This window comes from Cellulosimicrobium sp. NPDC057127, from assembly GCF_042670945.1.
Lineage (GTDB): Bacteria > Actinomycetota > Actinomycetes > Actinomycetales > Cellulomonadaceae > Cellulosimicrobium.
The window spans coordinates 330,214-354,617 of sequence record NZ_JBHUUP010000002.1 but is presented as its reverse complement, the minus strand read 5'-3'; the positions used below and the strand labels follow the sequence as shown (position 1 = coordinate 354,617).

The 24,404-nt window shown below is 75.7% G+C and carries 26 protein-coding genes and 1 riboswitch; of the genes, 9 read left to right on the top strand and 17 right to left on the bottom strand.

The genetic code is table 11. The annotated features are described in order from the left end of the window. Window positions 1–42: 42 nt before the first annotated feature. The 6 genes from ACFTZA_RS03370 to argC are packed head-to-tail and all read right to left on the bottom strand — an operon-like array spanning window position 43 to window position 6,039. The gene (locus ACFTZA_RS03370; protein WP_378190732.1) at window positions 43–546 is read right to left on the bottom strand and encodes an arginine repressor; all 504 of its coding nucleotides are present in this window, start codon (window positions 544–546) and stop codon (window positions 43–45) included. Continuing rightward, a complete protein-coding gene (argF, locus tag ACFTZA_RS03365) occupies window positions 543–1,478 on the bottom strand; it encodes an ornithine carbamoyltransferase (protein ID WP_378190730.1) in 936 nt (311 codons plus the stop codon). The genes ACFTZA_RS03370 and argF overlap by 4 nt, the downstream gene beginning before the upstream one ends. 4 nt (window positions 1,479–1,482) lie before the next feature. Next, a complete protein-coding gene (locus ACFTZA_RS03360) occupies window positions 1,483–2,796 on the bottom strand; it encodes an acetylornithine transaminase (protein WP_378190727.1) in 1,314 nt (437 codons plus the stop codon). Continuing rightward, window positions 2,793–3,746 (bottom strand): acetylglutamate kinase, encoded by a 954-nt coding sequence (gene argB / locus ACFTZA_RS03355; RefSeq protein WP_378190725.1) that lies wholly within the window; start codon window positions 3,744–3,746, stop codon window positions 2,793–2,795. Before argB ends, ACFTZA_RS03360 begins: the two co-directional genes overlap by 4 nt. Beyond that, the gene (gene argJ, locus ACFTZA_RS03350; protein WP_378190723.1) at window positions 3,743–4,954 is read right to left on the bottom strand and encodes a bifunctional glutamate N-acetyltransferase/amino-acid acetyltransferase ArgJ; all 1,212 of its coding nucleotides are present in this window, start codon (window positions 4,952–4,954) and stop codon (window positions 3,743–3,745) included. The genes argB and argJ overlap by 4 nt, the downstream gene beginning before the upstream one ends. Then, the gene (gene argC, locus ACFTZA_RS03345) at window positions 4,951–6,039 is read right to left on the bottom strand and encodes an N-acetyl-gamma-glutamyl-phosphate reductase (RefSeq protein ID WP_378190720.1); all 1,089 of its coding nucleotides are present in this window, start codon (window positions 6,037–6,039) and stop codon (window positions 4,951–4,953) included. The genes argJ and argC overlap by 4 nt, the downstream gene beginning before the upstream one ends. Window positions 6,040–6,577: 538 nt before the next feature. Here argC and ACFTZA_RS03340 point away from each other — a divergent pair. Both ACFTZA_RS03340 and ACFTZA_RS03335 read left to right on the top strand, forming a co-directional pair. Further along, on the top strand, window positions 6,578–7,648 hold the full coding sequence (locus ACFTZA_RS03340; protein WP_378190718.1) for a quinone oxidoreductase family protein: 1,071 nt from the start codon (window positions 6,578–6,580) through the stop codon (window positions 7,646–7,648). Continuing rightward, window positions 7,645–7,920, top strand: coding sequence for a hypothetical protein (locus tag ACFTZA_RS03335; protein ID WP_378190715.1), 276 nt, complete (start codon window positions 7,645–7,647; stop codon window positions 7,918–7,920). The genes ACFTZA_RS03340 and ACFTZA_RS03335 overlap by 4 nt, the downstream gene beginning before the upstream one ends. On the opposite strand, the gene thiD is transcribed toward ACFTZA_RS03335, so the two are convergent. The 4 genes from thiD to pheS form a co-directional block, all read right to left on the bottom strand. Beyond that, entirely contained in the window at window positions 7,890–8,792 is a 903-nt protein-coding gene (thiD, locus tag ACFTZA_RS03330) for a bifunctional hydroxymethylpyrimidine kinase/phosphomethylpyrimidine kinase (protein ID WP_378190712.1), read from the bottom strand. The genes ACFTZA_RS03335 and thiD overlap by 31 nt on opposite strands. Then, window positions 8,785–8,882: riboswitch (TPP riboswitch) on the bottom strand. It overlaps the preceding gene by 8 nt. Window positions 8,883–8,966: 84 nt before the next feature. Then, window positions 8,967–9,842, bottom strand: coding sequence for an SDR family NAD(P)-dependent oxidoreductase (locus tag ACFTZA_RS03325; protein ID WP_378190711.1), 876 nt, complete (start codon window positions 9,840–9,842; stop codon window positions 8,967–8,969). Beyond that, window positions 9,839–12,427 carry a phenylalanine--tRNA ligase subunit beta gene (gene pheT / locus ACFTZA_RS03320; protein WP_378190708.1) on the bottom strand — a complete coding sequence of 863 codons (2,589 nt, stop codon included), beginning with the start codon at window positions 12,425–12,427 and terminating at the stop codon, window positions 9,839–9,841. The genes ACFTZA_RS03325 and pheT overlap by 4 nt, the downstream gene beginning before the upstream one ends. After that, complete coding sequence (pheS, locus tag ACFTZA_RS03315; protein ID WP_378190705.1) at window positions 12,427–13,533, bottom strand: phenylalanine--tRNA ligase subunit alpha; 1,107 nt, start codon at window positions 13,531–13,533, stop codon at window positions 12,427–12,429. The genes pheT and pheS overlap by 1 nt, the downstream gene beginning before the upstream one ends. Before the next feature lie 281 nt (window positions 13,534–13,814). On the opposite strand from pheS, the gene ACFTZA_RS03310 reads away from it, so the two are divergent. Continuing rightward, window positions 13,815–14,468, top strand: coding sequence for a hypothetical protein (locus ACFTZA_RS03310; RefSeq protein ID WP_378190703.1), 654 nt, complete (start codon window positions 13,815–13,817; stop codon window positions 14,466–14,468). Window positions 14,469–14,508: 40 nt separating this feature from the next. Here the strand turns inward: ACFTZA_RS03310 and thpR are convergent, their stop codons facing one another. The 5 genes from thpR to infC form a co-directional block, all read right to left on the bottom strand. Next, on the bottom strand, window positions 14,509–15,180 hold the full coding sequence (gene thpR, locus ACFTZA_RS03305) for an RNA 2',3'-cyclic phosphodiesterase (protein WP_378190701.1): 672 nt from the start codon (window positions 15,178–15,180) through the stop codon (window positions 14,509–14,511). After that, window positions 15,177–16,049, bottom strand: a complete 873-nt coding sequence (locus tag ACFTZA_RS03300) for a TrmH family RNA methyltransferase (RefSeq protein ID WP_378190699.1) — start codon at window positions 16,047–16,049, stop codon at window positions 15,177–15,179. The genes thpR and ACFTZA_RS03300 overlap by 4 nt, the downstream gene beginning before the upstream one ends. 32 nt (window positions 16,050–16,081) lie before the next feature. Next, window positions 16,082–16,468 (bottom strand): 50S ribosomal protein L20, encoded by a 387-nt coding sequence (gene rplT, locus ACFTZA_RS03295; RefSeq protein WP_378190695.1) that lies wholly within the window; start codon window positions 16,466–16,468, stop codon window positions 16,082–16,084. Between the two features lie 72 nt (window positions 16,469–16,540). Further along, the gene (gene rpmI, locus ACFTZA_RS03290) at window positions 16,541–16,735 is read right to left on the bottom strand and encodes a 50S ribosomal protein L35 (protein WP_069388206.1); all 195 of its coding nucleotides are present in this window, start codon (window positions 16,733–16,735) and stop codon (window positions 16,541–16,543) included. A gap of 106 nt (window positions 16,736–16,841) precedes the next feature. Beyond that, window positions 16,842–17,825 (bottom strand): translation initiation factor IF-3, encoded by a 984-nt coding sequence (gene infC, locus ACFTZA_RS03285; RefSeq protein WP_378190783.1) that lies wholly within the window; start codon window positions 17,823–17,825, stop codon window positions 16,842–16,844. A gap of 474 nt (window positions 17,826–18,299) precedes the next feature. On the opposite strand from infC, the gene ACFTZA_RS03280 reads away from it, so the two are divergent. From ACFTZA_RS03280 to ACFTZA_RS03255, 6 genes are all read left to right on the top strand, one after another. Continuing rightward, window positions 18,300–18,770 (top strand): Fur family transcriptional regulator, encoded by a 471-nt coding sequence (locus tag ACFTZA_RS03280; protein WP_378190692.1) that lies wholly within the window; start codon window positions 18,300–18,302, stop codon window positions 18,768–18,770. A gap of 68 nt (window positions 18,771–18,838) precedes the next feature. Beyond that, on the top strand, window positions 18,839–20,353 hold the full coding sequence (locus ACFTZA_RS03275; protein WP_378190690.1) for a catalase: 1,515 nt from the start codon (window positions 18,839–18,841) through the stop codon (window positions 20,351–20,353). A gap of 140 nt (window positions 20,354–20,493) precedes the next feature. After that, window positions 20,494–20,856: a DUF1844 domain-containing protein gene (locus ACFTZA_RS03270; RefSeq protein WP_378190689.1), complete on the top strand. Its 363-nt coding sequence runs from the start codon at window positions 20,494–20,496 to the stop codon at window positions 20,854–20,856. A gap of 11 nt (window positions 20,857–20,867) precedes the next feature. Further along, entirely contained in the window at window positions 20,868–21,536 is a 669-nt protein-coding gene (locus ACFTZA_RS03265; RefSeq protein WP_378190687.1) for a hypothetical protein, read from the top strand. After that, window positions 21,533–22,309 (top strand): S1C family serine protease, encoded by a 777-nt coding sequence (locus ACFTZA_RS03260; protein ID WP_378190684.1) that lies wholly within the window; start codon window positions 21,533–21,535, stop codon window positions 22,307–22,309. Before ACFTZA_RS03265 ends, ACFTZA_RS03260 begins: the two co-directional genes overlap by 4 nt. A 61-nt stretch (window positions 22,310–22,370) precedes the next feature. After that, a complete protein-coding gene (locus ACFTZA_RS03255; RefSeq protein ID WP_378190682.1) occupies window positions 22,371–22,874 on the top strand; it encodes a hypothetical protein in 504 nt (167 codons plus the stop codon). Here ACFTZA_RS03255 and ACFTZA_RS03250 read toward each other — a convergent pair. Beyond that, window positions 22,871–23,620, bottom strand: coding sequence for an SseB family protein (locus ACFTZA_RS03250; RefSeq protein ID WP_378190680.1), 750 nt, complete (start codon window positions 23,618–23,620; stop codon window positions 22,871–22,873). The two genes, ACFTZA_RS03255 and ACFTZA_RS03250, sit on opposite strands and share 4 nt — an antisense overlap. Continuing rightward, a complete protein-coding gene (gene priA / locus ACFTZA_RS03245; RefSeq protein WP_378190677.1) occupies window positions 23,617–24,348 on the bottom strand; it encodes a bifunctional 1-(5-phosphoribosyl)-5-((5-phosphoribosylamino)methylideneamino)imidazole-4-carboxamide isomerase/phosphoribosylanthranilate isomerase PriA in 732 nt (243 codons plus the stop codon). Before priA ends, ACFTZA_RS03250 begins: the two co-directional genes overlap by 4 nt. Between the last annotated feature and the right edge of the window lie 56 nt (window positions 24,349–24,404).

Sequence of the window (24,404 nt, the reverse complement as noted above, 5' to 3'; positions counted from 1 at the left end):
CAGATCAGTGTGGCAGGGCTGCCGGGGGGCGGTGCGCCCCGGTCAGGCACCCGGCCCGGAGAGGTCGAGGAAGCGGCGGGCGAGCTCCGCCCCGCCGTCGGGGTCGCGCGCGATGACGAGGATCGTGTCGTCCCCGGCGATGCAGCCGAGCACGCCCGGCAGCACCGAGTGGTCGATCGCCGACGCGAGGTAGTTGGCCGCGCCCGGCGGCGTCCGCAGGACGACGAGGTTCGCCGACGCCTCGGCGGACACGAGCATCTCCGAGCACAGCCGGGCGAGCCGGGCCGCGAGGTACTCGGGCGACTCGGCGCTCTGCACGGTGCGGTCGCCGCCCTCGCCCGGCACCGCGTACACGAGGGCGCCGGACGCCCCGCGGACCTTCTCGGCGCGCAGCTCGATGAGGTCGCGCGAGAGCGTCGCCTGGGTGACGCTCACGCCGTCGGCCGCGAGCGCCCTGGCGAGCTCGGCCTGCGAGTGGATCGGCGTGCGCCGGACGATGTCGGCGATGCGCGCGTGGCGCGCCGCCCTGGTCGCCGGCGCGCTCACGCGTGCTCCAGGAGGAACGTGAGGAGGGCCTTCTGGGCGTGCAGGCGGTTCTCGGCCTCGTCCCACACGGCCGAGCGCGGGCCGTCGATGACGTCGGCCGCGATCTCCTTGCCCCGGTAGGCGGGCAGGCAGTGCAGGACGATCGCGTCGTCCTTCGCGTGCGCGAGGAGCGCGGTGTCGACCTGGTACGGCAGGAACGGCACGGCGCGCTCGGCGGCCTCGTCCTCGTCGCCCATGGAGACCCAGGTGTCCGTCGCGACGACGTCGGCCCCGGCGACGGCCTCCGCGGGGTCGGCGGTGACGAGCACCGAGCCCCCGGTCTCGGCCGCGACGCGGCGCGCGTCCGCGAGGATCGCGGGGGCCGGCGGGTAGCCGTCGGGCGTGCCGACCCGGACGTGCAGGCCGGCCGTGACCCCGCCGAGGAGGTAGGAGTGCGCCATGTTGTTCGCGCCGTCGCCCACGTACGCGAGGGTCTGGCCGGCGAGCGCGCCGGTGCCGCCGCGCAGCTGGGCGACGGTCAGCAGGTCGGCGAGCACCTGGCACGGGTGGAAGTCGTCGGTCAGGGCGTTGACGACGGGGACGCCGCTGTGCGCGGCCATCTCCTCGATGCGGTCCTGGCCGTAGGTGCGCCACACGATCGCGGCGACCTGGCGCTCGAGCACGCGCGTGGTGTCGGCGATCGACTCGCGGGTCCCGATCTGGGCCAGGCGGCCGTCGACGACGACGGGGAAGCCGCCGAGCTCGGCGACCCCGGTCGAGAACGACAGCTGGGTGCGCAGCGTGGGCTTGTCGAACAGCACGGCCACGGCCTGCGGCCCGCGCAGCGGCTGACGGAACGTGCGGTCGTCGCGGAAGGCGAGCGCGAGCTCGAGCACCTGCCGCTGCTCGGCGGGCGTGAGGTCGTCGTCGCGCAGGAAGTGCCGCGTGGCCATCGGTTCAGTCCCTCGTCTCGGTAGGTTCGGTGGAGCCGGTGGCGGGGTCCGGCAGGCGCAGGCCGGCGAAGAAGGCGACGACGTCGCGGGCCTGGTCCGTGGTGAGGATCAGCGGCGGGGCGAGCCGGACCGCGTCCGGCGCGACGGCGTTGACGACGAACCCCGCGTCGAGCGCCGCGCGCGCGACGTCGGCCGCGACGGGCCGCGTGAGCTGCACCGCGAGTAGCAGGCCCCGGCCCCGCACCCCCGCGACGAGCGGGTTGCCCGCTGCCGCGACGCCGTCGCGCAGGAGCGCGCCGACGGTGCGGACGTTCTCGAGAAGGCCGTCGCGCTCGATCACGCCGAGCGTGGCGAGGGCCGCGGCCGCCGCGACGGGGTTGCCGCCGAACGTCGTGCCGTGCTGCCCGCGCCCGAGCAGGGTCGCGGCGCGCTCGCCGTACGCGAGCACCGCGCCGACGGGGAAGCCGCCGCCGAGGCCCTTGGCGAGCGTGACGACGTCGGGCACGACCCCGCCGCCGAGGTCCGGCTGCTGGTAGGCGAACCACGAGCCCGTGCGCCCGACGCCGGTCTGGACCTCGTCGAGGACGAGCAGCGCGCCGTGGCGCGCCGTGAGCTCGCGCGCGGCCGCGAGGTAGCCCGGCGAGAGCGCGCGTACGCCCGCCTCGCCCTGGACGGGCTCGACGACGAGCGCCGCGACCCCGCCGCGCGCGGCGACGGCGGCGTCCGAGAACGCGTCCTCGAGCGCCGCGACGTCGTCGAACGGCACGTGCTCGACGCCGCCCGGCAGCGGCTCGAACGGCTCGCGGTACGCGGCCTTGCTCGTCAGGGCGAGCGCGCCCATCGTCCGGCCGTGGAAGCCGCCCTCGAGCGCGAGGACGCGCGTGCGGCGGCCGCCGTCGTCGTTGCGGCGCGCCATCTTGAAGGCCGCCTCGTTGGCCTCGGTGCCCGAGTTCGTGAAGAACACGCGCGAGCCGGCGGGCGCGTCCGCGAGCGCGAGCAGCCGCTCGGCGAGCGCGATCTGCGCGGGCGTGCCGAAGAAGTTGGACACGTGCCCGAGCGTGCCGAGCTGCGCGCTCACCGCGGCGGTCAGCGTGGGGTGGGCGTGACCGAGGGCGTTGACCGCGATGCCGGCGAGGAGGTCGAGGTACCGCCGGCCGTCCGCGTCCCAGACGTAGGCGCCCTCGCCGCGCACGAGGACGCGCTGCGGCGGGCCGAACGTGTCCATGACGGCGTGCGTGTAGCGGTCGGTCCACTCCTGCACCGACCCGGACGCGACCGGCGTGGGGACGTGCGCGGTCGTGGGCTCGACGTCGTTCATGCGGCACCTCCGACGGGGTCGGGCACGACCATCGTGCCGTTGCCCTGGGTCGTGAAGACCTCGAGCAGGAGCGAGTGCGAAACGCGGCCGTCGATGACCGTCGCGGACGGCACGCCGCCCTCCACGGCGCGCAGGCACGCCTCCATCTTCGGCACCATCCCGGACTCGAGGGCGGGCAGCAGGTCCGCGAGCTCGGTGCGCGTGATCTGCGCGACGAGCGAGCCGCGGTCCGGCCACGACGTGTACAGGCCCTCGACGTCGGTGAGGACGACGAGCTTGCGCGCCCCGAGCGCGACGGCGAGCGCCGCGGCCGCGGTGTCCGCGTTGACGTTGAGCACCTGCGTCGGGTCGTCGCGGTCGGGCGCGATCGTGGACACCACGGGGATGCGCCCGGCGTCGAGCAGGTCCTGCACGGCGCCCGGGTGCACCTCGACGACGTCGCCCACCAGACCGACGTCGACGGGCTCGCCGGCGACCGTGGCGTGCCGTCGCTGCGCCCGGAGCAGTCCGCCGTCCTCACCCGACAGGCCGACGGCGTACGGGCCGTGCGCGTTGACGAGGCCCACGAGCTCGCGCGAGACCTGCCCGGTGAGCACCATGCGGACGACGTCCATCGCCTCGGGCGTCGTGACGCGCAGGCCGCCGCGGAACTCGGACTCGATGCCGAGCCGCCCGAGCATCGCGGAGATCTGGGGCCCGCCGCCGTGCACCACCACGGGCCGCAGCCCGACGCGGCGCAGGAACACCATGTCCTGGGCGAACGCCGCCTTGAGAGCGTCGTCGACCATGGCGTTGCCGCCGTACTTGACGACGACGAGCGCGCCGGCGAACTCCTGCAGCCACGGCAGGGCCTCGACGAGCACCTCGGCCTTCTGGTCGGGGCGCAGGTCGGTGCGCGTGTCGAACGCGTCGTCGTCGGGCGCGGGGATCGGGGTCTGCCGGTCGGTCATGAGGAGTACGCGCTGTTCTCGTGGACGTAGTCGTACGTGAGGTCGTTGGTCCACACGGTCGCGGCCGCGGACCCCGCGTGCAGGTCGATCTCGACGCGCACCTCGCGCGCGGCGGCCAGGTCGACGAGCTCGCGCGGCTCGCCCACTCCCCCGGCGCGACACACCTGCACGCCGTTGACGGCGACGTCGAGCGCGAGCGCGTCGAACGGCGCCACGTCCTCCGGCACCGTGCCGACGGCGGAGACGATGCGGCCCCAGTTCGGGTCGTTGCCGAAGATCGCGGCCTTGAACAGGTTGGACCGCGTGACGGCGCGCGCGACGGCGACGGCCGCGTCCTCGCTGCTCGCGTTCACCACGGTCACCGCGACGTCGTGGCTCGCGCCCTCGGCGTCCGCAACGAGCTGGCGCGCGAGCGAGCCGCACGCCTCGGTGAGCGCGTCGGTAAGCGCGTCGAGCGGCACCGTGACGCCCGACGCGCCGGACGCCAGCAGGATCACGGTGTCGTTGGTCGACATGCAGCCGTCGGAGTCGACCCGGTCGAACGTCGCGCGCGTCGCGGCACGCAGCGCGGCGTCCGCGGTGGCGGCGTCGACGACGGCGTCGGTCGTGACGACGCACAGCATGGTCGCGAGCCCGGGCGCGAGCATGCCCGCACCCTTGGCCATGCCCCCGACGGACCAGCTCGCGCCGCCGTCGGTCGAACCGCCCGCGGCCGCCTCGCGCACCACGTGCACGGTCTTGGGCACGGTGTCGGTCGTCATGATGGCGAGCGCGGCGTCCTCGCCGCCCGTCGTCGCCGAGGCCGGGTCGTCGAGCGCTCCCGCGGCGGCGTCGACGCCCGCGAGCAGCTGCTCCATGGGCAGCCGCACGCCGATGAGGCCGGTCGAGCACACGAGGACGTCGCCCGCCGACGTCGCGAGGACGTCGGCGACGTGCTCGGCGGTGCGGTGCGTGTCGGCGAAGCCGTCCGGGCCGGTGCACGCGTTGGCGCCGCCCGAGTTGAGCACGACGGCGCTCGCGCGGCCGTCGGTCACGGCCTGGCGCGTCCAGGCGACGGGGGCCGCGAAGACACGGTTCGTCGTGAGGACGGCGGCGGCGACGTCGAGCGGCCCGTCGTTGACGACGAGCGCGACGTCCTTCGCGCCGGTCGACTTCAGGCCGGCGGCGACGCCTGCGGCCCGGAAGCCCTGCGGGGACGTGACGGTCACGGGGCGACTCCCTCGGTGGTCAGTCCTGCGGTCTGCGGCAGGCCGAGCGCGATGTTCATGGACTGCACCGCGGCGCCCGCGGTGCCCTTGACGAGGTTGTCGATCGCCGTGACCGTGACGACGCGGCCCGCGGCGTGGTCGACCGCGACCTGGACGAGCGCGGTGTTGGCGCCGAGCGTCATCGCCGTGGAAGGCCACTGCCCCTCGGGCAGCACCTGCACGAACGGCTCGCCCACGTACGCGTCGTCCCACGCCTGGCGCACCCGCGCGGTCGCCTCCGCGGGACCGAGGGCGGCGACGTCGGCCGACAGCGGTGCGGTCACGGTCGCGAGGATCCCGCGGGCCATCGGGACGAGCGTCGGCGTGAACGAGATCCGCACGTCCGGCGCGCCCGCGGCACGCAGGTTCTGCACGATCTCCGGGACGTGCCGGTGGCTGCCGCCGACGGCGTACGGCTGGGCGGAGCCCAGGCCCTCGGACGCGAGCAGGTGCGGCTTGAGCGACTTCCCCGCGCCCGAGTAGCCGTTCGCGAGCACCGCCACGACGTCGCGCGCGTCGACCACCCCGGCGGCGACGCCCGGCTGCAGGCCGAGCGTCACGGCGGTCACGTTGCACCCGGGGACGGCGATGCGTCGAGCACCCGCGAGACGTTCGCGCTGGCGCGTCTCCCGCGCACCCGTGCCCGGGTCCTGCGTGAGGAGCAGCTCGGGCAGGCCGTACGGCCACGTCCCGGCGTGCACCGAGCCGTAGAACTGCTCCCAGTCCGCCGCCGACTCGAGCCGGTGGTCGGCGCCGAGGTCCAGCACGAGCACGTCCTCGGGCAGCTGCGCCGCGATCTCGCCCGACGCGCCGTGCGGCAGCGCGAGCACCACGACGTCGTGCCCCACGAGGTGCTCGACCGTCGTCGGCAGCAGCACGCGGTCCGCGAGGGAGCGCAGGTGCGGCTGGTGCGTCCCGAGCAGCGACCCCGCGCTGCTGTGCGCCGTGAGGGCGCCGATCTCGACGTCGGGGTGCCCCGCGAGCAGGCGCAGCACCTCGCCCCCCGCGTACCCGGACGCTCCCGCGACCGCGACTGTGACCGTCATATGCACAACTATACATAGTTATGCAAGGCGCTCGGCCCGCTTCAGCACGCGTGGACGGGTTCGCGACCGGGTCGCACCGTGCGCTCGGGCTGGCGCGCCGTCACCTCGCGCGATCGTCTCGCGTTCTCGCGCACGGCTCTGACGCCCTTCGCACACGACCCGACCCCGCCGCTCGTCCTGACACCCAGCTTCTCGTCCCGACCACATCGCATCTGGGTGCGCGATCCGCGGTGCCGACCCCGTCCGTCGTAGGTCGCAGGCCGAGGAGGTCCTGGCTCGCCGCAGCCGCGCGCGGGTCGCGACGCGGGCGGTGCGCCGCGCGCGGGCTGCCGTACTGCCGGAACCCACGGGACGTCGCACGGCCTCGATCGATGCCAGGGCGAGACGAGGCCGGGCGGGGCGGGTCATGTGCGAAGGACGTCAGCGCCGCGCTCGAGAAGGCGAGACGACGGGCCGGGGTGACCGCGCGGCAGTCCGAGCACGTCAGCCGCCCCGCCCACCCGACCCGACCACGACGCCCGACCCTAGGCTGGGGTCCATGCACGCGATCGTGGCCCGCGAGGCGGGTGGCCCCGAGGTCCTGGAGTACCGCGAGCTGCCCGACCCGGAGCCGGGACCGGGCGAGCTGCTCGTGCGCACGGCGGCGTCGGGCGTCAACTTCGTCGACACGTACAAGCGCGCCGGCGTCTACCCGGTGACGTACCCGCACGCCGTCGGCAGCGAGGGCGCAGGGACGGTGGTCGCGGTCGGCGAGGTTCGCGACGGCGACCCCGAGTTCGCCGTCGGGGACCGTGTCGTGTGGACGGAGGCGCCGGGCTCGTACGCCGAGCTGACCGTCGTGGCGGCGCGCGAGGCGCTGCACGTCCCGGACGCCGTGTCGTCCGACGACGCGGCCGCCGTCGCGCTCCAGGGTCTGACCGCGCACTACCTGTGCACGTCGACCTACCCGGTCCGTCCGGGCGACCGGGTCCTCGTGCACGCGGGCGCGGGCGGCGTCGGCCTGCTCCTCACGCAGATGGTCGTGGCGCGCGGCGGGCACGTCCTCTCGACCGTCTCCACCCCGCAGAAGGCCGAGCTCGCGCGCGCGGCCGGCGCGGAGCACGTGATCGAGTACACCGCGTTCGGCGACCTTTCCCACGACCTGCCCGAGGTCGTGCGCGGCCTCACCGGGGGCGAGGGCGTGGCGGCGGTCTACGACTCGGTGGGCAAGGACACGTTCGACGCGTCGCTCGCGAGCCTGCGGCGGCGCGGGACGCTCGTGCTCTTCGGCGGGTCGTCCGGCCAGGTGCCGGCGGTCGACCCGCAGCGGCTCAACGCGGCAGGGTCGGTGTTCCTCACGCGGCCGAAGCTCGCCGACCACACCGCGACGCGCACCGAGCTCGAGGAGCGTGCCGCCGAGGTGCTGGGTGCCCTCGCCGGCGGCACGCTGCACGTGCGGGTCGGTGCGCGGTTCGCGCTCGCCGACGCCGCGGCGGCCCACCGGGCGCTCGAGGGCCGCGCGACGACGGGCAAGGTGCTCCTCCTCCCCGACGGTCCCGGCGACGACGACCTGGGCAGCGCGGGCGACCCTGCCGGAGGGGCGACGGACGCCACGGGGGCCGACGCGTGAGCTGGAGCTGGGTGCCGCCGCGTCCCGGCGAGGAGGACGGGTCGGACGGCGGCCCCTCGCCCGCGCTGCGCACGGCCGTGACCGTGCTCGCCGTCCTGCTCACCGGCGCGCTCGTCGCCTACTACCTCACCGTCGGCGTGCGTCAGGGCGAGGACCGGTGCGTCGCCGAGCGGCCCGGGGGCGTGAGCGTGGACCAGGTCGAGTCGCGCTGGCGCTGGTGGCCGCCCGGCACCGAGTGCGTCTACCCGACGGGTTCCGGCGTGCGCGTCTGACCCGCCGGCACCAGCGCGTGCAGGTGGTCCACGGGGCCGCGCCCACCGCCCACCCGGAGCGCCTCGGCCGCGCGCAGCGCGCCGGACAACCACACCTTCGCCTCGCGCGCCGCCTCCGCCCAGCTCGCCCGCTGCGGCCGCAGCGCCGCGAGCGCCGCGGACAGCGAGCAGCCGGTGCCGTGCGTGTGGCGGGTGGCCACGCGCACGGCGTCGAACACCGTGACGCGCCCGTCGACGTCCACGCCGCTCGCGCCCGGGACGGGCTCGACGAGCGCGTCCGGTGAGGTCGCGCCGTGCAGGTGCCCGCCCTTGAGCAGGACGGCGCTGCCGCTCTCGCGCGCGAACGCCCGCGCCTGCTCGAGCGACTCGTCCCACGTCGCGGCGGTCGCGGCCCCGCGGAGCACGCCGAGCTCCGGGAGGTTGGGGGTCAGCACGTCGGCGCGCGCGGCCAGCTCGCGCACGGCCTGCTCGGCGCCGACGTCGAGCAGCCGGTGCCCCGACGTCGCCACCATGACGGGGTCGAGCACGACGTACGGGGGCGCGCCCCCGGCCGAGCGCCGGCTCGCCGCGAGGTCGTCGAGCCAGGCGCCGATCTCCCGCGCGTTCGGCTCGTCGGCGACCATGCCGATCTTCACGGCGTCGATCTCCACGTCGTCCGAGACGGCGTCGAGCTGGGCGCGCAGGAACGCCGGCCCGGGCACGTGGACCGACCGCACGCCGTGGGTGTTCTGCGCCACGAGGGCGGTGGTGACCGCCATGCCGTAGGCGCCGTGCGCGCAGAACGACTTGAGGTCGGCCTGGATGCCGGCACCGCCCGTGGGGTCGGTGCCGGCGATCGACAGGACGCGGGGGCGTGCGGGGGCGAGCGTCATCGGCGGACATCCCTTCGCTGGTACGAGCCAGAGCAGGTTCGACGGGTGTGATCTCAGCCCCGCGGTCGCGGGGCACCCCGTGTCGGTCGCCTCATGCTAGCGGGCCGGTCCGGCCCCGACGCACGAGGGCGCGCCCCGTGCGGAGCGCGCCCTCGTCCCGCCCGTGCGTCCGGGTCAGCGCCGCGGCAGCTCGCCCGGCATCGGGTCGCCTTCGCCCCAGCGCGTCACCCGCAGACGGCGCCCGTCCTGCCCGGGGACGTCCTGCCCGCTACGGGCGGCCTCGTCGAGCGCCGCGCGCAGCGACTCGGGCGAGTCGTGCGTGACGCGCACGAACGAGCCGGAGAACGCGTCGAGCCCGCCGCCCGCGATCGCGACGACCATCTCGACCGTGCGCTCGACGGGCGTCCACTCCGTGCGGCCGGCGTGCATGGCCATCGAGGCGGTCATGTCCGTCTGCACGACGCCCGGCGCGACCTCGAACGTGCGCAGACCGAGCGCGTGGCCCGAGCGGTGCATGTTGGTGCCGAGCCGCAGGAGCGCCGTCTTGCTCGCGTTGTACGCGCTGGCACCCGTGGAGTCGTGCGAGCCCGCGCCGCTGTTGAGGTCCACGACGCGGCCCCCGCCGCGCGCGAGCATGCCCGGGACCACGGCCCGCGAGAGCAGGAACGGTCCGCGGACGTTGGTCTCGAGCACGGACCACCACTGGTCGGGGTCGGCTTCCCACAGCGGCACCTCGGCGTCCACGCGGCCCGCGTTGTTCACGAGCAGGTCGATGCAGCCGAGCTCGGCCACGGCCGACGCCACCGCCGCGTCCACGGCCTGCACGTCCGTGACGTCCGCCGTGACGACGACGGCACGCCCGGCCTGCGGACCGAGCCGGCCGACCTCCGCGGCGGTCTCGTCGAGCCGCCCCGCGTCCCGCGCGAGGAGCGCGACGTCGAGGCCTGCCGCCGCCAGGCCGACGGCGACGGCCCGGCCGATCCCGCGTGACGCTCCCGTGACGAGCGCGGTCCGCGCCGGCGCGACGGTCGTGCCGTCCCCGGCGGTCATGCGCGCAGCTCCGCTCCGACCCGCTCGCGCGCCGCGGCGACGGCACCCTCGCGCACCCGCGCGACGTCGTCGGCGGTGAGCGTGCGGTCCGCCGCGCGCAGGCGCAGCGAGAAGGCGAGCGACTTGCGGCCTGCGCCGACCTGCTCGCCCGTGAAGACGTCGAAGAGGCTGAGCTCCTCGAGGAGGTCGCCCGCACCCTCGGCGACCGCGGAACGCAGCGCCGCGGCGCTCACCCCGGAGTCGACGACGAACGCGAGGTCCTCCTTCGCCGCCGGGAACGCCGAGACGGGCGTCGCGGTGACCGGTTCGTCGTCCGACCCGGCGAGCAGCGCGGTGAGGTCGACCTCGAACGCCACCGAGCGGGCCGGCAGGCCGAGGTTCTCGAGCACCTTGGGGTGCAGCTCGCCCGCGTGCCCCACGACGGTCCCGTCCGCGAGCGCGAGGCGCGCGCACCGTCCGGGGTGCCACGGGGCACGCTGGGTGTCGGCGGTCACGACGACCTCCACGCCGGCGCGCTGCGCCACGAGGCGCGCCGCGTCGAGCGCGTCCGTCCAGTCGGCCGGCCGACCCGCGCCCCACCAGCCCGCGGGCTCGCGGCGCCCGACGAGCACGCCGGCGACGTGCCGCGGCTGGTCCGGCACCGCGCCGGCGAGCGCCGCGAGGGCGTCGTCCGACGGGCGCGCTGCGGGCGGCAGCGCGGGGGCTGCACCGGCCCCGGCGCGCGGCAGGGTCACGAGACCGATCTCGAACACCGCGACGTCGGGCAGGCCGCGGCCGACGTTGCGGCGCGCCGTCTCGAGCAGCGTGCTCAGCAGGTCCGTGCGCATGAGCGGACGGTCGTCGGCGATCGGGTTGGCCAGGCGCAGCGCGCGGCGCCGCTCGTCGTCGGCAGGGACGCGGAGCGCGTCGAGCTCGCCCTCGCCGACGAACGGGTAGCTGAGCGTCTCCACGAGACCGGCCTCCGCGAGCGCCCGCGCGACGGACCGCCGCACCGCCTGCTCGCGCGTGAGGCCGCGGCCGCCCGGGGCGGCCGGGAGGACCGACGGGATCGCGTCGTAGCCGACGAGACGGGCGACCTCCTCGACGAGCTCGGCCGCGCCCGTGAGGTCGGGGCGCCACGACGGCGGCGTGACGGTCAGGGCACCGGGCTCGGCGGCCTGCTCCTCGACCGTGGCGCCGAGCGCGCGCAGCGACTCGACGACCTGCTCGGTGGTGTACGGCACGCCGACGAGCCGCTCCGGCTCGCCGAGCGGCAGGCGCACGGGCGCGGGCGCGGTGGTGCGGTCCAGGTCGGACACGGCCGGGTCGGCGGTGCCGCCGCCCAGCTCGACGAGCAGGTCGACGACCCGCTGCGCCGCGACGGCCGGGAGCCGCGGGTCGACGCCGCGCTCGAACCGCTTGGCGGCCTCGCTCGACAGCTTGTGGCGGCGCGCCGTGCGGGCGACGGACACGGGGTCGAAGTGCGCCGCCTCGACGAGCACGTCGGTCGTCGTCGGGCCGACCTCGGAGGACGCGCCGCCCATGACGCCCGCGAGACCGAGCACGCGCGACGCGCGCGCGCCGTCGGGGCTGTCGGTGATGAGCAGGTCCTGCGGGTCGAGCGCGCGGTCCACGTCGTCGAGCGTGACGAGGCGCTCCCCCGGCGCCGCACGCCGCACGACCACGGGAGCGGCGACCTTCTCGAGGTCGTACGCGTGCAGGGGCTGGCCGAGGTCGAGCATGACGTAGTTCGTCACGTCGACCGCGAGCGAGATCGGGCGCATCCCGGACGCCGTGAGGCGCCGCTGCATCCACGCGGGCGTCGTCGCGGCCGGGTCGATCCCCCGCACGACGCGCGTGACGAAGCGGTCGCAGCCCGCCACACCCTGGACGGGCGCGGCGTCGTCGACCTCCACGGGGAAGCCGTCCGGCGTCGCGGCCGGCAGCGGTGCCGCGAGCGAGCCCTCCAGGCCGCGGTCGGTGAACCGCGCCCCGGTCGAGTGCGCGTACTCGCGCGCCACGCCGCGGTAGGAGAACGCGTAGCCGCGGTCCGGCGTGACGTTGATCTCGAGCACCTCGTCGCCGAGGCCGAGCAGCGCGACCGCGTCCTGGCCGGGGGTCAGGTCGTCGGCGGCGTACCCGAGGCGCGGCAGGACGATGATGCCGTCGTGGTCCTCGCCCAGGCCGAGCTCGCGCTGCGAGCAGATCATGCCGTCGGAGACGTGGCCGTAGGTCTTGCGGCTCGCGATCGGGAACGGGCCGGGCAGGACCGCGCCGGGCAGCGCGACGACGACGAGGTCGCCCTCGGCGAAGTTGTGCGCCCCGCACACGATCCCGCGCGGCTCGCCGCCGTCGGCGGCCGGGACGCCGTCGACGTTGTGCGTGCCGACGTCGACCTGGCACCAGTTGATCGTCTTGCCGTTCTTCTGCGGCTCCGGCGTCAGCCCGAGCACGCGCCCGACGACGAGGGGGCCGGTCACGGCCGCGCCGTGCACCGCCTCCTCCTCCAGGCCGACCCGCACGAGGTCGGCCGCGAGCTGCTCGGCCGTGAGCCCGGCGGGCAGGTCGACGTGGTCGCCGAGCCAGTCGAGGGCGACGTACGGCATCAGATCCCCATTCCGAACTGGGAGGAGAAGCGCACGTCGCCCTCCACCATGTCGTGCATGTCCGCGATCGAGTGGCGCAGCATGAGCGTGCGCTCGACGCCCATGCCGAACGCGAAGCCCGAGTAGACGTCGGGGTCGACGCCCACGGCGCGCAGCACGTTCGGGTTGACCATCCCGCAGCCGCCCCACTCGATCCAGCCGGCCCCGCCCTTCTTCTGCGGGAACCACAGGTCCATCTCGGCGCTCGGCTCGGTGAACGGGAAGTACGCCGGGCGCAGCCGCGTGCGCGCCTCGGGCCCGAACATGGCGCGCGCGAAGGCGTCAAGCGTGCCGACGAGGTTCGCCATCGTCAGGCCCTCGTCGACGGCCAGGCCCTCGACCTGGTGGAACACGGGCGTGTGGGTCGCGTCGAGCGCGTCGGTCCGGAACACCTTGCCGGGGCACGCGACGTACAGCGGGACGCCACGCTCGAGGAGCGAGCGCGCCTGCACCGGCGAGGTGTGGGTGCGCAGCACCAGGTTCGAGGGCTCGCCGCCCTCGCCCGCGACGTAGAACGTGTCCTGCATCTGGCGCGCCGGGTGGTCCGGCCCGAAGTTCAGGGCGTCGAAGTTGAACCACTCGGCCTCGACCTCGGGACCGTCGGCGATCTCCCACCCCAGACCGACGAAGAAGTCGGCGATGCGCTCCTGGAGGGTCTCCAGCGGGTGGCGTGCGCCGCGCGGCGCACGGTCCGTGGGGAGCGTGACGTCGACGGCCTCCTCGACGAGGACGCGCTCGTCGCGCTCGGCCTCGAGCTCGGCCTGGCGGGCCGCGATCGCCTGGTTCAGGCGTCCGCGGAGCGGGCCGAGGAGCCGCCCGGCGGTCTTCTTGTCCTCGGGCGCGAGCGCGCCGATCTGCCGGTTCGCGAGCGCGAGCGCGCTGCGGTCGCCGGCGTGCTCGGTGCGCACGGCCTTGAGGGCGCCGAGGTCGCCCGCGGCGGCGACCGCCGCGAGCGCGTCGTCGAGGACACGCTGCAGTGCGTCGGCGTCGAGGGGCGACGGCGTGGTCGGGAGGGCCGCGTCGTCGGTCCCCGCGGTGCGGGCGACGGCGGCGTCAGGGCTGGACATGCGGGCCTTCCTGGCGGTGGCGGGAGGGTGGCACGGGGCCCACGGTGCGCAGCGCGGGCCAGGTGCGCGGACGCGCCCGGCGCGTCCGCGTCATTCTAGGGCGCCCGTCCGGGCCGGTCCCGCCCACCCCGCGTCAGCGAGGCCTGACGGCGCGCGTCAGCGGCGCGGGCCCGTGACGGGCCCGGGAAATCGGCGATCGCCTCGCGCGGTCATGATCGCATCATGGCACACGACCCGGCGGCGGGACGTCGGGCAGGATGGACCTCGGGGAGGATGGACGCGTGACCGACGTCCCCCGCCCCGGCGAGGCCCGTCCCCGGGCCGACGACGCGCGGTTCCGACCCGGCGCCCGGCGCGGGCGGGTCGCGTGGCCGGCGTATGGCGACGACGCCGGGCCGGACGCGGACCCGTTGCGCCGCACGCTCGACGCGGACCTGCACGCCCAGGGCGAAGGTGAGCGGGAGGGTCGGCAGTCCGACGGCACGCGGTCGGAAGCACGTCGTGCCCGGACGGGCGCCGCGGACGCCACCGGGGCGGCGCGCGCCGCAGCGGGCACGGGTGCAGGGCAGGCGAGCAGGGCGACCGACCGTCGGACGGTGCGTCCGCCGGGGTTCTGGACCTCACTGCGGCCCGGCGTGCTCGTCGGCGGCGGCGTCGTGGCGGTGGTGCTCGTGCTCGCGCGCGCCGCGACGGGCCTCGACGGGGAGAGCACGGTCGTGGTGGCGCCCTACGGGACGACGCTGGTCGTGACGCCGCTCCTCGCCCTGGTGTGCGCGACCGGCTGGGCGGTGCACGCGCGGCGCCGTCGTGCCGCGCGCGGCGGCGGCGAGGACCTGCCCGTGCCTCGCGCGTGGCTGCGGCGCACGACGACGACGCTCGGGGTCACGCTCGCCGTCCTCGTCGTGACGCCCCTGTGGGTCGGGTTCAGCGCCTGACGACCTTCAGCGCCCGACGACGTTCAGCACCCGACGACGTTCAGCGCCCGACGGCGTGGTCCTCGCCCGCGTCCGGGCTCCCGAGCGCGAGCGTCGCGACCACGCGGTGCACCGGCCGGGCCGCGCCGACCTCCGACTCGACGAGCGCCAGGGTGTCCGCGTGCCAGCGCGGGCCGTCGTACACGGAGAGCGCGGCGGCAGGTGCCTCCAGGGCGTCGCGGACCGAGGGCACCGGCGCGCCCTCGCGTCCGCGCCGCGCACGGCGCTCCGCCCGACGCTCGGCCTCGCGAGCGCCAGCGCCTGCTCGGGCCACCGTCAGGTGCGCGCGCTGGCGTGGTCGACGGTCGACGTGCACGCCGACGTCCTCGGCCGCCGTCCCGACGTCGGCGCTCAGCGCACGCAGCTGCGCCGTGTCCCCGCCCACGCCCACCCACAGCACGCGCCGGTCGAACACGCCCGCGCCCCGCAGCGACAGCTCGAGCGGGGCCGCGCGCGTGGCCACCTCGGCGAGTGCCGCGGTCAGGTCGGGGACGGCTCCGTCGGGCACCTGCCCGAAGAAGGAGACGGTCGCGTGCCACTGCTCGCGCGGCACCCATCGCACGAGCGGCGCGCCGTCCGGGCGCAGCAGCTCGTGCGCGCGCACCCCGCCGAGCGCCAGGTCGAGGTGAGCGCTCGCCGCGGCGTCGGGGTACAGCGCCGCGAAGAGTCTCACGCGCGTGCCCCGCGGTGCGCCCGGCTCGACGCGTAGAGGCACACGGTCGCGGCCGTCGCGAGGTTCAGCGACTCGGCCCGCCCCCGGATGGGCACGCGCACGACCGCGTCCGCGAGCGCACGGTGCTCGGCGGGCAGTCCCCACGCCTCGTTCCCGAAGACCCACGCCGTCGGACGGGTGAGGTCCGGGCCGGTCGTCGCGGTACCGGCGACGTCCAGCAGATCGTCGAGGTCGTGGTCGCCCGCGCCGTCGGCCGCGAGGACCTGCAGACCGGCCTCCCGCAGGGCGTCCACGGCCGTGGGCAGACCGGAGCCCGTGACGACGGGCAGGTGGAACAGCGAGCCTGCGGTGGACCGCACGACCTTCGGGTTGTGGACGTCCACGCTGTCGCCCGCGACGACCACCGCGTCCGCGCCCGTCGCGTCGGCGGCGCGCACCACGGTGCCCGCGTTGCCCGGGTCCCGCACGGCCGCCAGGACGGCGACGAGCGCCGGCCGCTCGCGCGGCAGCGCGGACACCACGCGCTCGAGCCGCTGGGCGGCGCTGCCGCTCTCGGCCCGCACGACCGCGAGCACTCCCTGCGCGTCGGCGCTCATCGCGGCGAGCACCTCGGTCGTCGCGACGTGGACGTGCAGGCGGGCCGCACGGGCGTCGTCGACGATCTCGACGTACCGCTCGGCGGCGGCCGGCGTCACGTAGACGTCGCGCACGCGGTCCGTCGCGTGGCGCACCGCCTCGCGCACGCCCTGCGGGCCCTCGACGAGCAGCTGACCGTGGCGTGAACGCGCCGGACGCCCGGACAGTGCCCGGACCGCCCGGACCCGGTCGCTGCGAGGGTTCGTCAGCGTGGGGTCGAGGGGGTCGGGCACCGGCCGGGCGTCCGTGGCGTCGGTGCGGCTGCTCAGGCCGCGGCCTTCGGCGCGTTGACGTCCTCGGGGAGAGCGCCCTTCGCGACCTGGACGAGCGCGTTGAACGCCGCCACGTCGTTGACCGCGAGCTCCGCGAGCAGGCGACGGTCGACCTCGACACCCGCGGCCTTGAGGCCCTGGATGAGGCGGTTGTACGTCAGGCCCTGGGCGCGCGACGCCGCGTTGATGCGCTGGATCCACAGCTTGCGGAAGTCGCCCTTGCGCGCCTTGCGGTCGCGGTAGGAGTAGACGAGGGAGTGGGTGACCTGCTCCTTCGCCTTGCGGTAGAGGCGCGAGCGCTGGCCGCGGTAGCCGCTGGCGCGCTCGAGGGTCGTACGACGCTTCTTCTGGGCGTTGACCGCCCGCTTCACGCGTGCCACGTGATGCTCCTTGCAGTAGGTCTGGGGCTCAGGGACGAGCCGGACGGCGGCGGGTCGCGCCGCCGTGCCGGATCACTTGCCGAGCAGCTTCTTGATGGACTTGACGTCTGCGGGCGAGACCACCTGGTCCTGCGCGAGGCGACGCGTGCGCTTGGTGGGCTTGTGCTCGAACAGGTGACGGCGGTTGGCCTGCTCGCGCATGACCTTGCCGCTCCCCGTGATGCGGAAGCGCTTCTTGGCGCCCGAGTGCGTCTTGTTCTTCGGCATGGCTGCCGTCTCTCCTCGTGTCCGGTCACCCGCCGGCGGGCGGGCGACGTGTTCGGGTCCGGGCCGGTGGGCGCGGACCCCGTGCGGGGTCGTTCTCGGTGCCGCCTCAGCCGGCCTTGCCGCGCGGGGCGGGCTTCGGCGCGGGCCGCGGGGCGGCGGGCTTCGGCGCCGCGGGGCGCGGGGCGGCCGGGGTGGCCGTGCCCGACGACGCGGGCCGCGGCGCGGCGGCCGGCGCCGGGCGCGGGGTCGCGGGCTTGGCGGGCGCGGGCTTCGAACCCGCCGGCTTCGACGCGCTGCCGGACGCCGGGCGTGCTGACGCCGGACGCGGCCTGGGCGCAGGGGCCGGCTCCGGAGCGGGGCTCGGCGCCTCGGACGCCGGCTCGTCGGCGGAGGGCTCGTCCGTCGTGGCCTCGGTCGCGGGCGCGGCCTCGTCCGACGCAGGGGCGGCCTCGGTGGGCGCAGGGGCGGTCGGCGCCGTCTCGGGCGCCGCCTCCACCACGGTGGCCTCGGGCTCGTCCGTCGTGTCGTCAGCGGGCTCGTCGGCGACCTTGGCCGCCGCGCGCTGGGCGGACTTCGTCAGGCGGGGCTCGGCCTCCTGCGCGCGCTTGCGCTGCTCGCTCTTGGCGTCGGCCTTCTTCTTCACCGGGCCGAGCACCATCGTCATGTTGCGCCCGTCCTGCTTGGGCATGGACTCGACGAAGCCGAGCTCGGCGACGTCCTCGGCCAGGCGCTGCAGCAGGCGCACGCCCATCTCCGGGCGCGACTGCTCGCGACCACGGAACATGATCATGACCTTGACCTTGTCGCCCGCGGAGAGGAAGCGCTCGACGTGGCCCTTCTTCGTGCCGTAGTCGTGCGGGTCAATCTTGAGGCGGAAGCGGATCTCCTTGAGGACGGTGTTCGCCTGGTTCCGCCGCGCCTCGCGCGCCTTCATGTCGGACTCGTACTTGAACTTGCCGAAGTCCATGAGCTTGGCGACGGGCGGACGGGCGTCCGGGGCGACCTCGACCAGGTCGAGGTCGGCGTCCTGGGCAAGGCTCAGGGCAACCTCGGTGCGGACGACGCCGACCTGCTCCCCGCCGGGACCGATGAGTCGGACCTCGGGGACGCGGATCCGATCGTTGATGCGAGGCTCGCTGATGTGATGCTCCTAGGAAGTCGTCGGTAGACCGCCCGGGACGAGGAAGGCCCCCGACCCTGAGCACAGGGTGGAGGCCATCGATCGGCGTCGACGCAGGTCGACGACCGTGCCTGGACGAGGTGCCACGAGCACCGCCGTCCGGACCAGGACCCGGCCTCTGTCGCGACGTGCGTTGACGGTCGAGACCCGGGTGGGATGGGATCCACTTGCGCACCTGCACGCCGCTCCCGGGCTCCGGCGCCACCACGACGGGCCGCACCGGACCTCCAGGCGCATCGCGCAGGTCGGTCAGCCATCAAGGCTACCAGAGGCGGGCTCCGCCGCCCACGCGGCCCGTCGCGACCGACCGGTCGGCGCCCGGACCGACATGCTGGACCACCTCCATCATTGGAACGGTTCCAGATTACGGGTAGGGTGTCGCCCATGACGACGGCACCCTCCGGAACCCCGGCCGCGCCGCACCGCGCGGCGGGGACCGCGGAGCGCGCCCGGCACGAGGCCGAGCTGCGCGAGCACGGGCTGCGCGTCACGGCCGCCCGCCTCGCCGTGCTCGACGCCGTCGGCACGCGCCAGCACGCCGACGCCGACGCCGTGCTGCGCAGCGTGCGCTCGTCCCTCGGCTCGGTGTCGGTCCAGGCGGTCTACGACGTGCTGCACACGCTCACCGACCACGGCCTCCTGCGGCGGATCGAGCCCGCCGGCCACCCCGCGCGCTACGAGCGCCGGCTCGGGGACAACCACCACCACGTGGTGTGCCGCCGCTGCGGCGCCGTCGCCGACGTCGACTGCACCGTGGGCCACGCACCCTGCCTCGTCCCGAGCGACACCTCCGGCTTCCGCGTCGACACCGCCGAGGTGACGTTCTGGGGCCTGTGCCCCGACTGCGCGGAGTGACCGCCCCGACCCACGCCTGACCGCCCCCACGACCCGCGCACCGCGCAGGTCCTCGACGAAGGAGCACCATGACCGACCGCTTCACCACGACGAACAGCGGCGCGCCCGTCGCGTCCGACGCGCACGCGCAGACCGTCGGCGCCGACGGCCCGATCGTCCTGCACGACCACTACCTCGTCGAGAAGCTGGCCCAGTTCAACCGCGAGCGGGTCCCCGAGCGCGTCGTGCACGCCAAGGGCGGCGGCGCGTTCGGCACGTTCACCGTCACGGGGGACGTGAGCGCGTACACGCGCGCCGCCCTCTTCCAGCCGGGCGCGACGACCGAGATGCTGGCCCGATTCTCCTCCGTCGCCGGCGAGCAGGGCTCCCCCGACACGTGGCGCGACCCGCGCGGCTTCGCGCTGAAGTTCTACACGAGCGAGGGCAACTACGACCTCGTGGGCAACAACACCCCGGTGTTCTTCCTGCGCGACGGCATCAAGTTCCCGGACTTCATCCGCTCGCAGAAGCGCCTGCCGGGCTCGAACCTGCGCGACAACGACATGCAGTGGGACTTCTGGACGCTCTCCCCCGAGTCGGCGCACCAGGTCACGTGGCTCATGGGCGACCGCGGCCTGCCGTCGTCGTGGCGCCACATGGACGGCTTCGGCTCGCACACCTACCAGTGGATCAACGCTGCGGGCGAGCGCTTCTGGGTGAAGTACCACTTCAAGACCCAGCAGGGCATCGACAACCTGTCGAACGACGAGGCGTCGCAGCTCGCCGGGTCGGACTCCGACCACCACATCCGGGACCTGTACGAGCACATCGAGTCGGGCGACTTCCCGCGCTGGACGCTCTCCGTGCAGGTCATGCCGTACGAGGACGCCAAGTCCTACCGGTTCAACCCGTTCGACCTCACCAAGGTGTGGCCGCACGCGGACTACCCGCTGGTCGAGGTCGGCGTGATGGAGCTCAACCGCAACCCGGAGAACTACTTCGCCGAGATCGAGCAGGCGACGTTCGCGCCCAGCAACTTCGTGCCGGGCATCGCGACCAGCCCGGACAAGATGCTCCTCGCGCGGATCTTCTCCTACGCCGACGCGCACCGGTACCGGGTGGGCACGAACCACGCCCAGCTGCCCGTGAACGCGCCGCGGGCCGCCGCCGAGGGCGGGCACTCGTACGCCAAGGACGGCGCGATGCGCTACTCCTTCTCGTCGGCCACGACGCCGGTCTACGCCCCGAACAGCCTCGGCGGGGCGCACGCCGACCCGGCGCGCGCCGCGGAGTCGGCGGGCTGGGAGGCCGACGGCGAGCTCACCCGCTCCGCCGCGACCCTCCACCCCGAGGACGACGACTTCGGCCAGGCGGGCACGCTCTACCGTGAGGTCTTCGACGGCCCCGCGCGCACGCGGTTCCTCGAGACCATCACGGGGCACGTGGGCGGCGTGCGCAGCGCCGAGATCCGCGAGCGCGCGATCCAGTACTGGACGAACGTCGACGCCGAGCTCGGTGCCGCCCTGCGCGTCGCGCTCGAGTCCGAGGGTGCACCGGTCGAGACGGGGCAGCCCGCGACCGCGAGCGAGCCCGTCCGCGCCTGACGCCGCCGCAGGACGCCTGACGACGGCCGTCGCCCACCCGGGCGGCGGCCGCCGTCGTCCCCCGCGCCGAGCCGTCGACGTCCTGCACGGCACGGGCACGGGGTCCCGACGGAGGGCCGACCGGGTGGGAGGATGGTGCCATGACTACGGAGAACGTCCCCGCCCAGGGCGCTACCGCCGACGCCGTGCGCGACATCGCGGACGTCGCGGCGGTCGAGGTGATCACCTCGGCGGCCGTCCACCTCATGAGCGCCGCGGCCGTCAAGTGCGGCCTCGCGGAGGACGCCGAGGCGCAGGGCCACCTGGACCTGGACGAGGCGCGCAAGCTCATCAACGCGCTCGCGGCGCTCGTCACGGCCAGCGCACCGGACATCGGCAACCAGCACGCACGGTCGCTGCGCGACGGCCTGCGCTCGCTGCAGCTCGCGTTCCGCGAGGCGTCGGCGTACCCGGACGCACCCGGCGAGGGCCCCGGCGAGAAGTACACGGGCGCGGTCAGTTGAGCGTCCCGCCCGTGCCCGAGAGCGTCCCGCGCGGCGCCGTGCCCGCGCCGTCGTTCGCGCCCACGCGGGACACCGCGGGCGACGACGTCGCCGCCTCGTCCTCCGGCGACGAGGTCACGACCCGGCCCACGGGCGGCGACCGTCCCGCGGACGCCCCCGCCGCGCCACGTCGGCGCCGCGGGCTCGTGGCGGCGGTCGTCGTGCTCTCGGTCCTGCTCGCCGCGGCCCTCGGCGTCGGCGCGTACCTGTGGGTGACCACGACGCGGTGGCAGGAGTCGAGCGCCGAGTGGGAGACGACGTCGCGCGGCCTGGGCGAGGACGTCGCCCGCCTGCAGGCGGAGCTCGACGGCGCCAACGCGGAGCTCGAGTCGGCGCGCGGGCAGCTCGCGGCGGCCCAGCAGCGGATCACGGACCTCGCGAACGAGAAGGCCCAGCTCGGCGACGAGAACGAGGCCTCCCAGCAGTACCTGGACTACCAGAGCCGCGTGTCCGAGGCCGCCGGCACCGTCGCCGCCGCGCTCGGCCAGTGCACGACGGCCCAGTCCCAGCTCATCGGCTACCTGGGCGACCGTGACGCGTACGACCCGGCGGACCTCGAGCGCTTCTCGGGGCAGGTCGACGAGCTGTGCCAGGCCGCGACGGACGCGAACGCGCAGCTGCAGCAGGAGCTCGCCGGATGACGCGGACCACGGCAGGCTCGGCGCGACGCCGGCCCGGCCGCCGACCGCTGCGCACCGCGGTCGTGGCGGCCGCCGCCGTCGCCTCGCTCGCGTCGGGCTGCGGCGTCCTGCCCGCGCTGCCCGAACCCGTGCCGGACACCGTCGTGCCGTCCTTCGCGGCGCCCGACGAGCCCGCAGGGTCGGAGAACCTGTCGCCCGACGGCTCGGACGCCGTGAGCCGGATGGCGGTGCGGATCCGCAACGTCGGCTGCGAGGGGTTGTCCACCGGCTCGGGGTTCGCGCTGGACGCGCGCACGATCGTCACGAACAAGCACGTCGTCGACTCCTCGCGCTCCCTGCAGCTGCTCACCTACGACGGCCGGGACATCGCCGCCCAGACCGCGAGCACGGCCGACCTGGCCGACCTCGCCGTCGTGCGCACCGCCGAGGACCTCCCGTCCTCGCCGACACTGGCTGAGGACGACCCTGCGCCGGGCGACCCCGTGACGGTCGTCGGCTACCCGGAGGGCGGACGGCTCACCGTGACGAAGGGCACGGTCATCGGCACCGCGACCGACCCGCTGCACGAGAACCTCGGCGAGGTCCTGGTGACGGACGCACCCGTCGAGCCGGGCAGCTCGGGCTCCGCGGCGCTCGACGACTCCGGCCGGGTGATCGGCGTGGTGTACGCCAAGACGTCGACCGACAAGAGCCTGCTCGTCCCGGTCAGCACGCTGCGCGACCTGCTCGCGGACGAGGCCTCGTTCACACCGGCCCCCGCCTGCGACGGGTGAGCCGCACCGCGGCCGCCGGACCCTCGCGCACCGGGTACGTGCAGGTCTACCCTCGGTGCGCATGGCACACCACGAGAGCTCGGGCGACGCTCGCGCCGTCGACCCGGCACACATCACGCAGGCCGCACGCGACACGCTGAGCATCCGCAGAGTCTTCGGCGAGCCGTACGAGCGCGGCGGGACGCTCGTCATCCCCGTCGCCGGCGTCTGGGGCGGCACGGGGTCCGGCTGGGGGTCCGGGTCCGGGTCGCTCTCGGGCAAGGGCGCCGCCGACCGCGGACGCCGGCCGGAGCCCGGCACCAGCACCTCGTCCGGGGACGGCGCGGCTCCCGGCGGCTCCGGCGGGGGCGACGCGAGCGGGGACGCCGGAGGCGAGGGCTCGGGCGGCGGAGGAGGCTTCGGCGTCCGCGTGCGGGCGAAGGGGGTCTACGTCGTCGACGACGCCGGCGTGCGTTGGCAGCCCGCCCTCGACCTCAACCGCGTGATCCTCGGGGGGCAGGCCCTCGCCGCGGTCGCGACGGTCGCCGTCGCGCTGGCGTGGGCGCTCGGACGGCGCCGGCGCTAGTCCGCCCGGCCGACGCGCAGCTCGAGCCCGTCCACGCGCTCCGACACGACCTCGTCGGTGGCGAGCGCGGCGTTCACGCCGGCGAGCACCGCGTCCAGACCGGCGCGGTCCAGGCCCGCGTCGATGCGCAGCACGACGGCCACCTCGGCGCGGCGGCCCGGCTCGGCCCACGCCCGCGCGACGTGCGGCAGGCCGCCCACGGCCGCCTCGACCGCGGCCTGGACCTCGCGGTCCACGACGCCGTCCACCACGGCCGGGCGCCACGGCTTGTCCTGGGCCAGCGCCCACACGGCCGGACGCGGGACGAGCGCGGTCACGGGACCTGCAGGGTCGACGACGAGCAGCGACCAGTCCTCGCTCACGGCGGAGAGCCCGGCACGGCGCGCGTCGACCGGCACCGGCCGCGCGTCGGGACGCCACGCCGCCATGCTGGCCACGGACGTGAACACGGGCAGCGCGCGCCGGCCGTCCGGCGCCTCGAGCGCCACGACGCCGGCGGACGCCTCCTTGTCCACCGCGTGCCCGTGCTCGCCCTCCTCCGCGCGGCCGAGCTCGGCGAGGATCGGCACGAGGACGCGGCTGCGTGCGAGCCGGTCGACGACGTCCGCGAGCGGCGCGCGACCGGCCTGGTACTCCGCGAGCGAGGCCGCGAGCTCGGGGTCGGCCGACCCGTCGTCCCCCGCGAACCCCGAGGACGGGGGCAGCGCCTTCCCGGCGCCCGTCCCCGTGTCGTCGCCGGCCGTCACGGCCGGCCCGCGACGTCGAGCGCCTGGGGCAGCGTGAACGCACCCGCGTAGAGGGCCTTGCCCACGATCGCGCCCTCGACGCCGGCGGGCACGAGGCCGCGCAGTGCCTCCAGGTCCGCGAGGCTCGAGATGCCCCCGGAGGCCACGACCGGTGCGTCGGTGCGGGACGCGACGTCGCGCAGGAGGTCGAGGTTCGGGCCGCGCAGCGTCCCGTCCTTCGTCACGTCGGTGACGACGTACCGCGCGCACCCGGCGGACTCGAGCCGGTCGAGGACCTCCCACAGGTCGCCGCCCTCCTGCGTCCAGCCGCGGGCGGCGAGCGTCGTGCCCCGCACGTCGAGCCCGACGGCGACCTGGTCCCCGTGCTCGGCGATCACCTTCGCCGTCCACTGCGGGTTCTCGAGCGCCGCCGTGCCGAGGTTGACGCGCCGTGCGCCCGTCGCGAGAGCGCGCTCCAGCGAGGCGTCGTCGCGGATGCCGCCCGACAGCTCGACCTGCACGTCGAGCCGGCCCACCACGTCGGCGAGCAGCTCGGCGTTGGAGCCGCGGCCGAACGCCGCGTCGAGGTCGACGAGGTGGATCCACTCCGCGCCCCCGGACTGCCAGTCGAGCGCGGCGGCGAGCGGGTCGCCGTACGAGGTCTCCGAGCCGGCCTCGCCCTGGACGAGGCGGACGGCCTGCCCGTCGGCGACGTCGACGGCGGGCAGCAGCACGAGGCGGTCGGTCACGAGAGTCTCCATCGGTCGTGGCGCGGGACCTCCGCGCCGGGTGGTGTGCGGCGCGC

What these genes read in the sequence shown, in the direction of transcription:
- ACFTZA_RS03360 (WP_378190727.1), bottom strand. Translation starts at nt 2,796, where the DNA reads ATGAACGACGTCGAGCCCACGACCGCGCACGTCCCCACGCCGGTCGCG.
- ACFTZA_RS03255 (WP_378190682.1), top strand. Translation starts at nt 22,371, where the DNA reads ATGGCACACCACGAGAGCTCGGGCGACGCTCGCGCCGTCGACCCGGCA.
- ACFTZA_RS03340 (WP_378190718.1), top strand. Translation starts at nt 6,578, where the DNA reads ATGCACGCGATCGTGGCCCGCGAGGCGGGTGGCCCCGAGGTCCTGGAG.
- ACFTZA_RS03325 (WP_378190711.1), bottom strand. Translation starts at nt 9,842, where the DNA reads ATGACCGCCGGGGACGGCACGACCGTCGCGCCGGCGCGGACCGCGCTC.
- rpmI (WP_069388206.1), bottom strand. Translation starts at nt 16,735, where the DNA reads ATGCCGAAGAACAAGACGCACTCGGGCGCCAAGAAGCGCTTCCGCATC.
- argF (WP_378190730.1), bottom strand. Translation starts at nt 1,478, where the DNA reads ATGGCCACGCGGCACTTCCTGCGCGACGACGACCTCACGCCCGCCGAG.
- argC (WP_378190720.1), bottom strand. Translation starts at nt 6,039, where the DNA reads ATGACGGTCACAGTCGCGGTCGCGGGAGCGTCCGGGTACGCGGGGGGC.
- ACFTZA_RS03270 (WP_378190689.1), top strand. Translation starts at nt 20,494, where the DNA reads ATGACTACGGAGAACGTCCCCGCCCAGGGCGCTACCGCCGACGCCGTG.
- ACFTZA_RS03260 (WP_378190684.1), top strand. Translation starts at nt 21,533, where the DNA reads ATGACGCGGACCACGGCAGGCTCGGCGCGACGCCGGCCCGGCCGCCGA.
- ACFTZA_RS03275 (WP_378190690.1), top strand. Translation starts at nt 18,839, where the DNA reads ATGACCGACCGCTTCACCACGACGAACAGCGGCGCGCCCGTCGCGTCC.
- argB (WP_378190725.1), bottom strand. Translation starts at nt 3,746, where the DNA reads ATGACCGACCGGCAGACCCCGATCCCCGCGCCCGACGACGACGCGTTC.
- pheT (WP_378190708.1), bottom strand. Translation starts at nt 12,427, where the DNA reads ATGCCGTACGTCGCCCTCGACTGGCTCGGCGACCACGTCGACCTGCCC.
- ACFTZA_RS03280 (WP_378190692.1), top strand. Translation starts at nt 18,300, where the DNA reads ATGACGACGGCACCCTCCGGAACCCCGGCCGCGCCGCACCGCGCGGCG.
- pheS (WP_378190705.1), bottom strand. Translation starts at nt 13,533, where the DNA reads ATGTCCAGCCCTGACGCCGCCGTCGCCCGCACCGCGGGGACCGACGAC.
- thiD (WP_378190712.1), bottom strand. Translation starts at nt 8,792, where the DNA reads ATGACGCTCGCCCCCGCACGCCCCCGCGTCCTGTCGATCGCCGGCACC.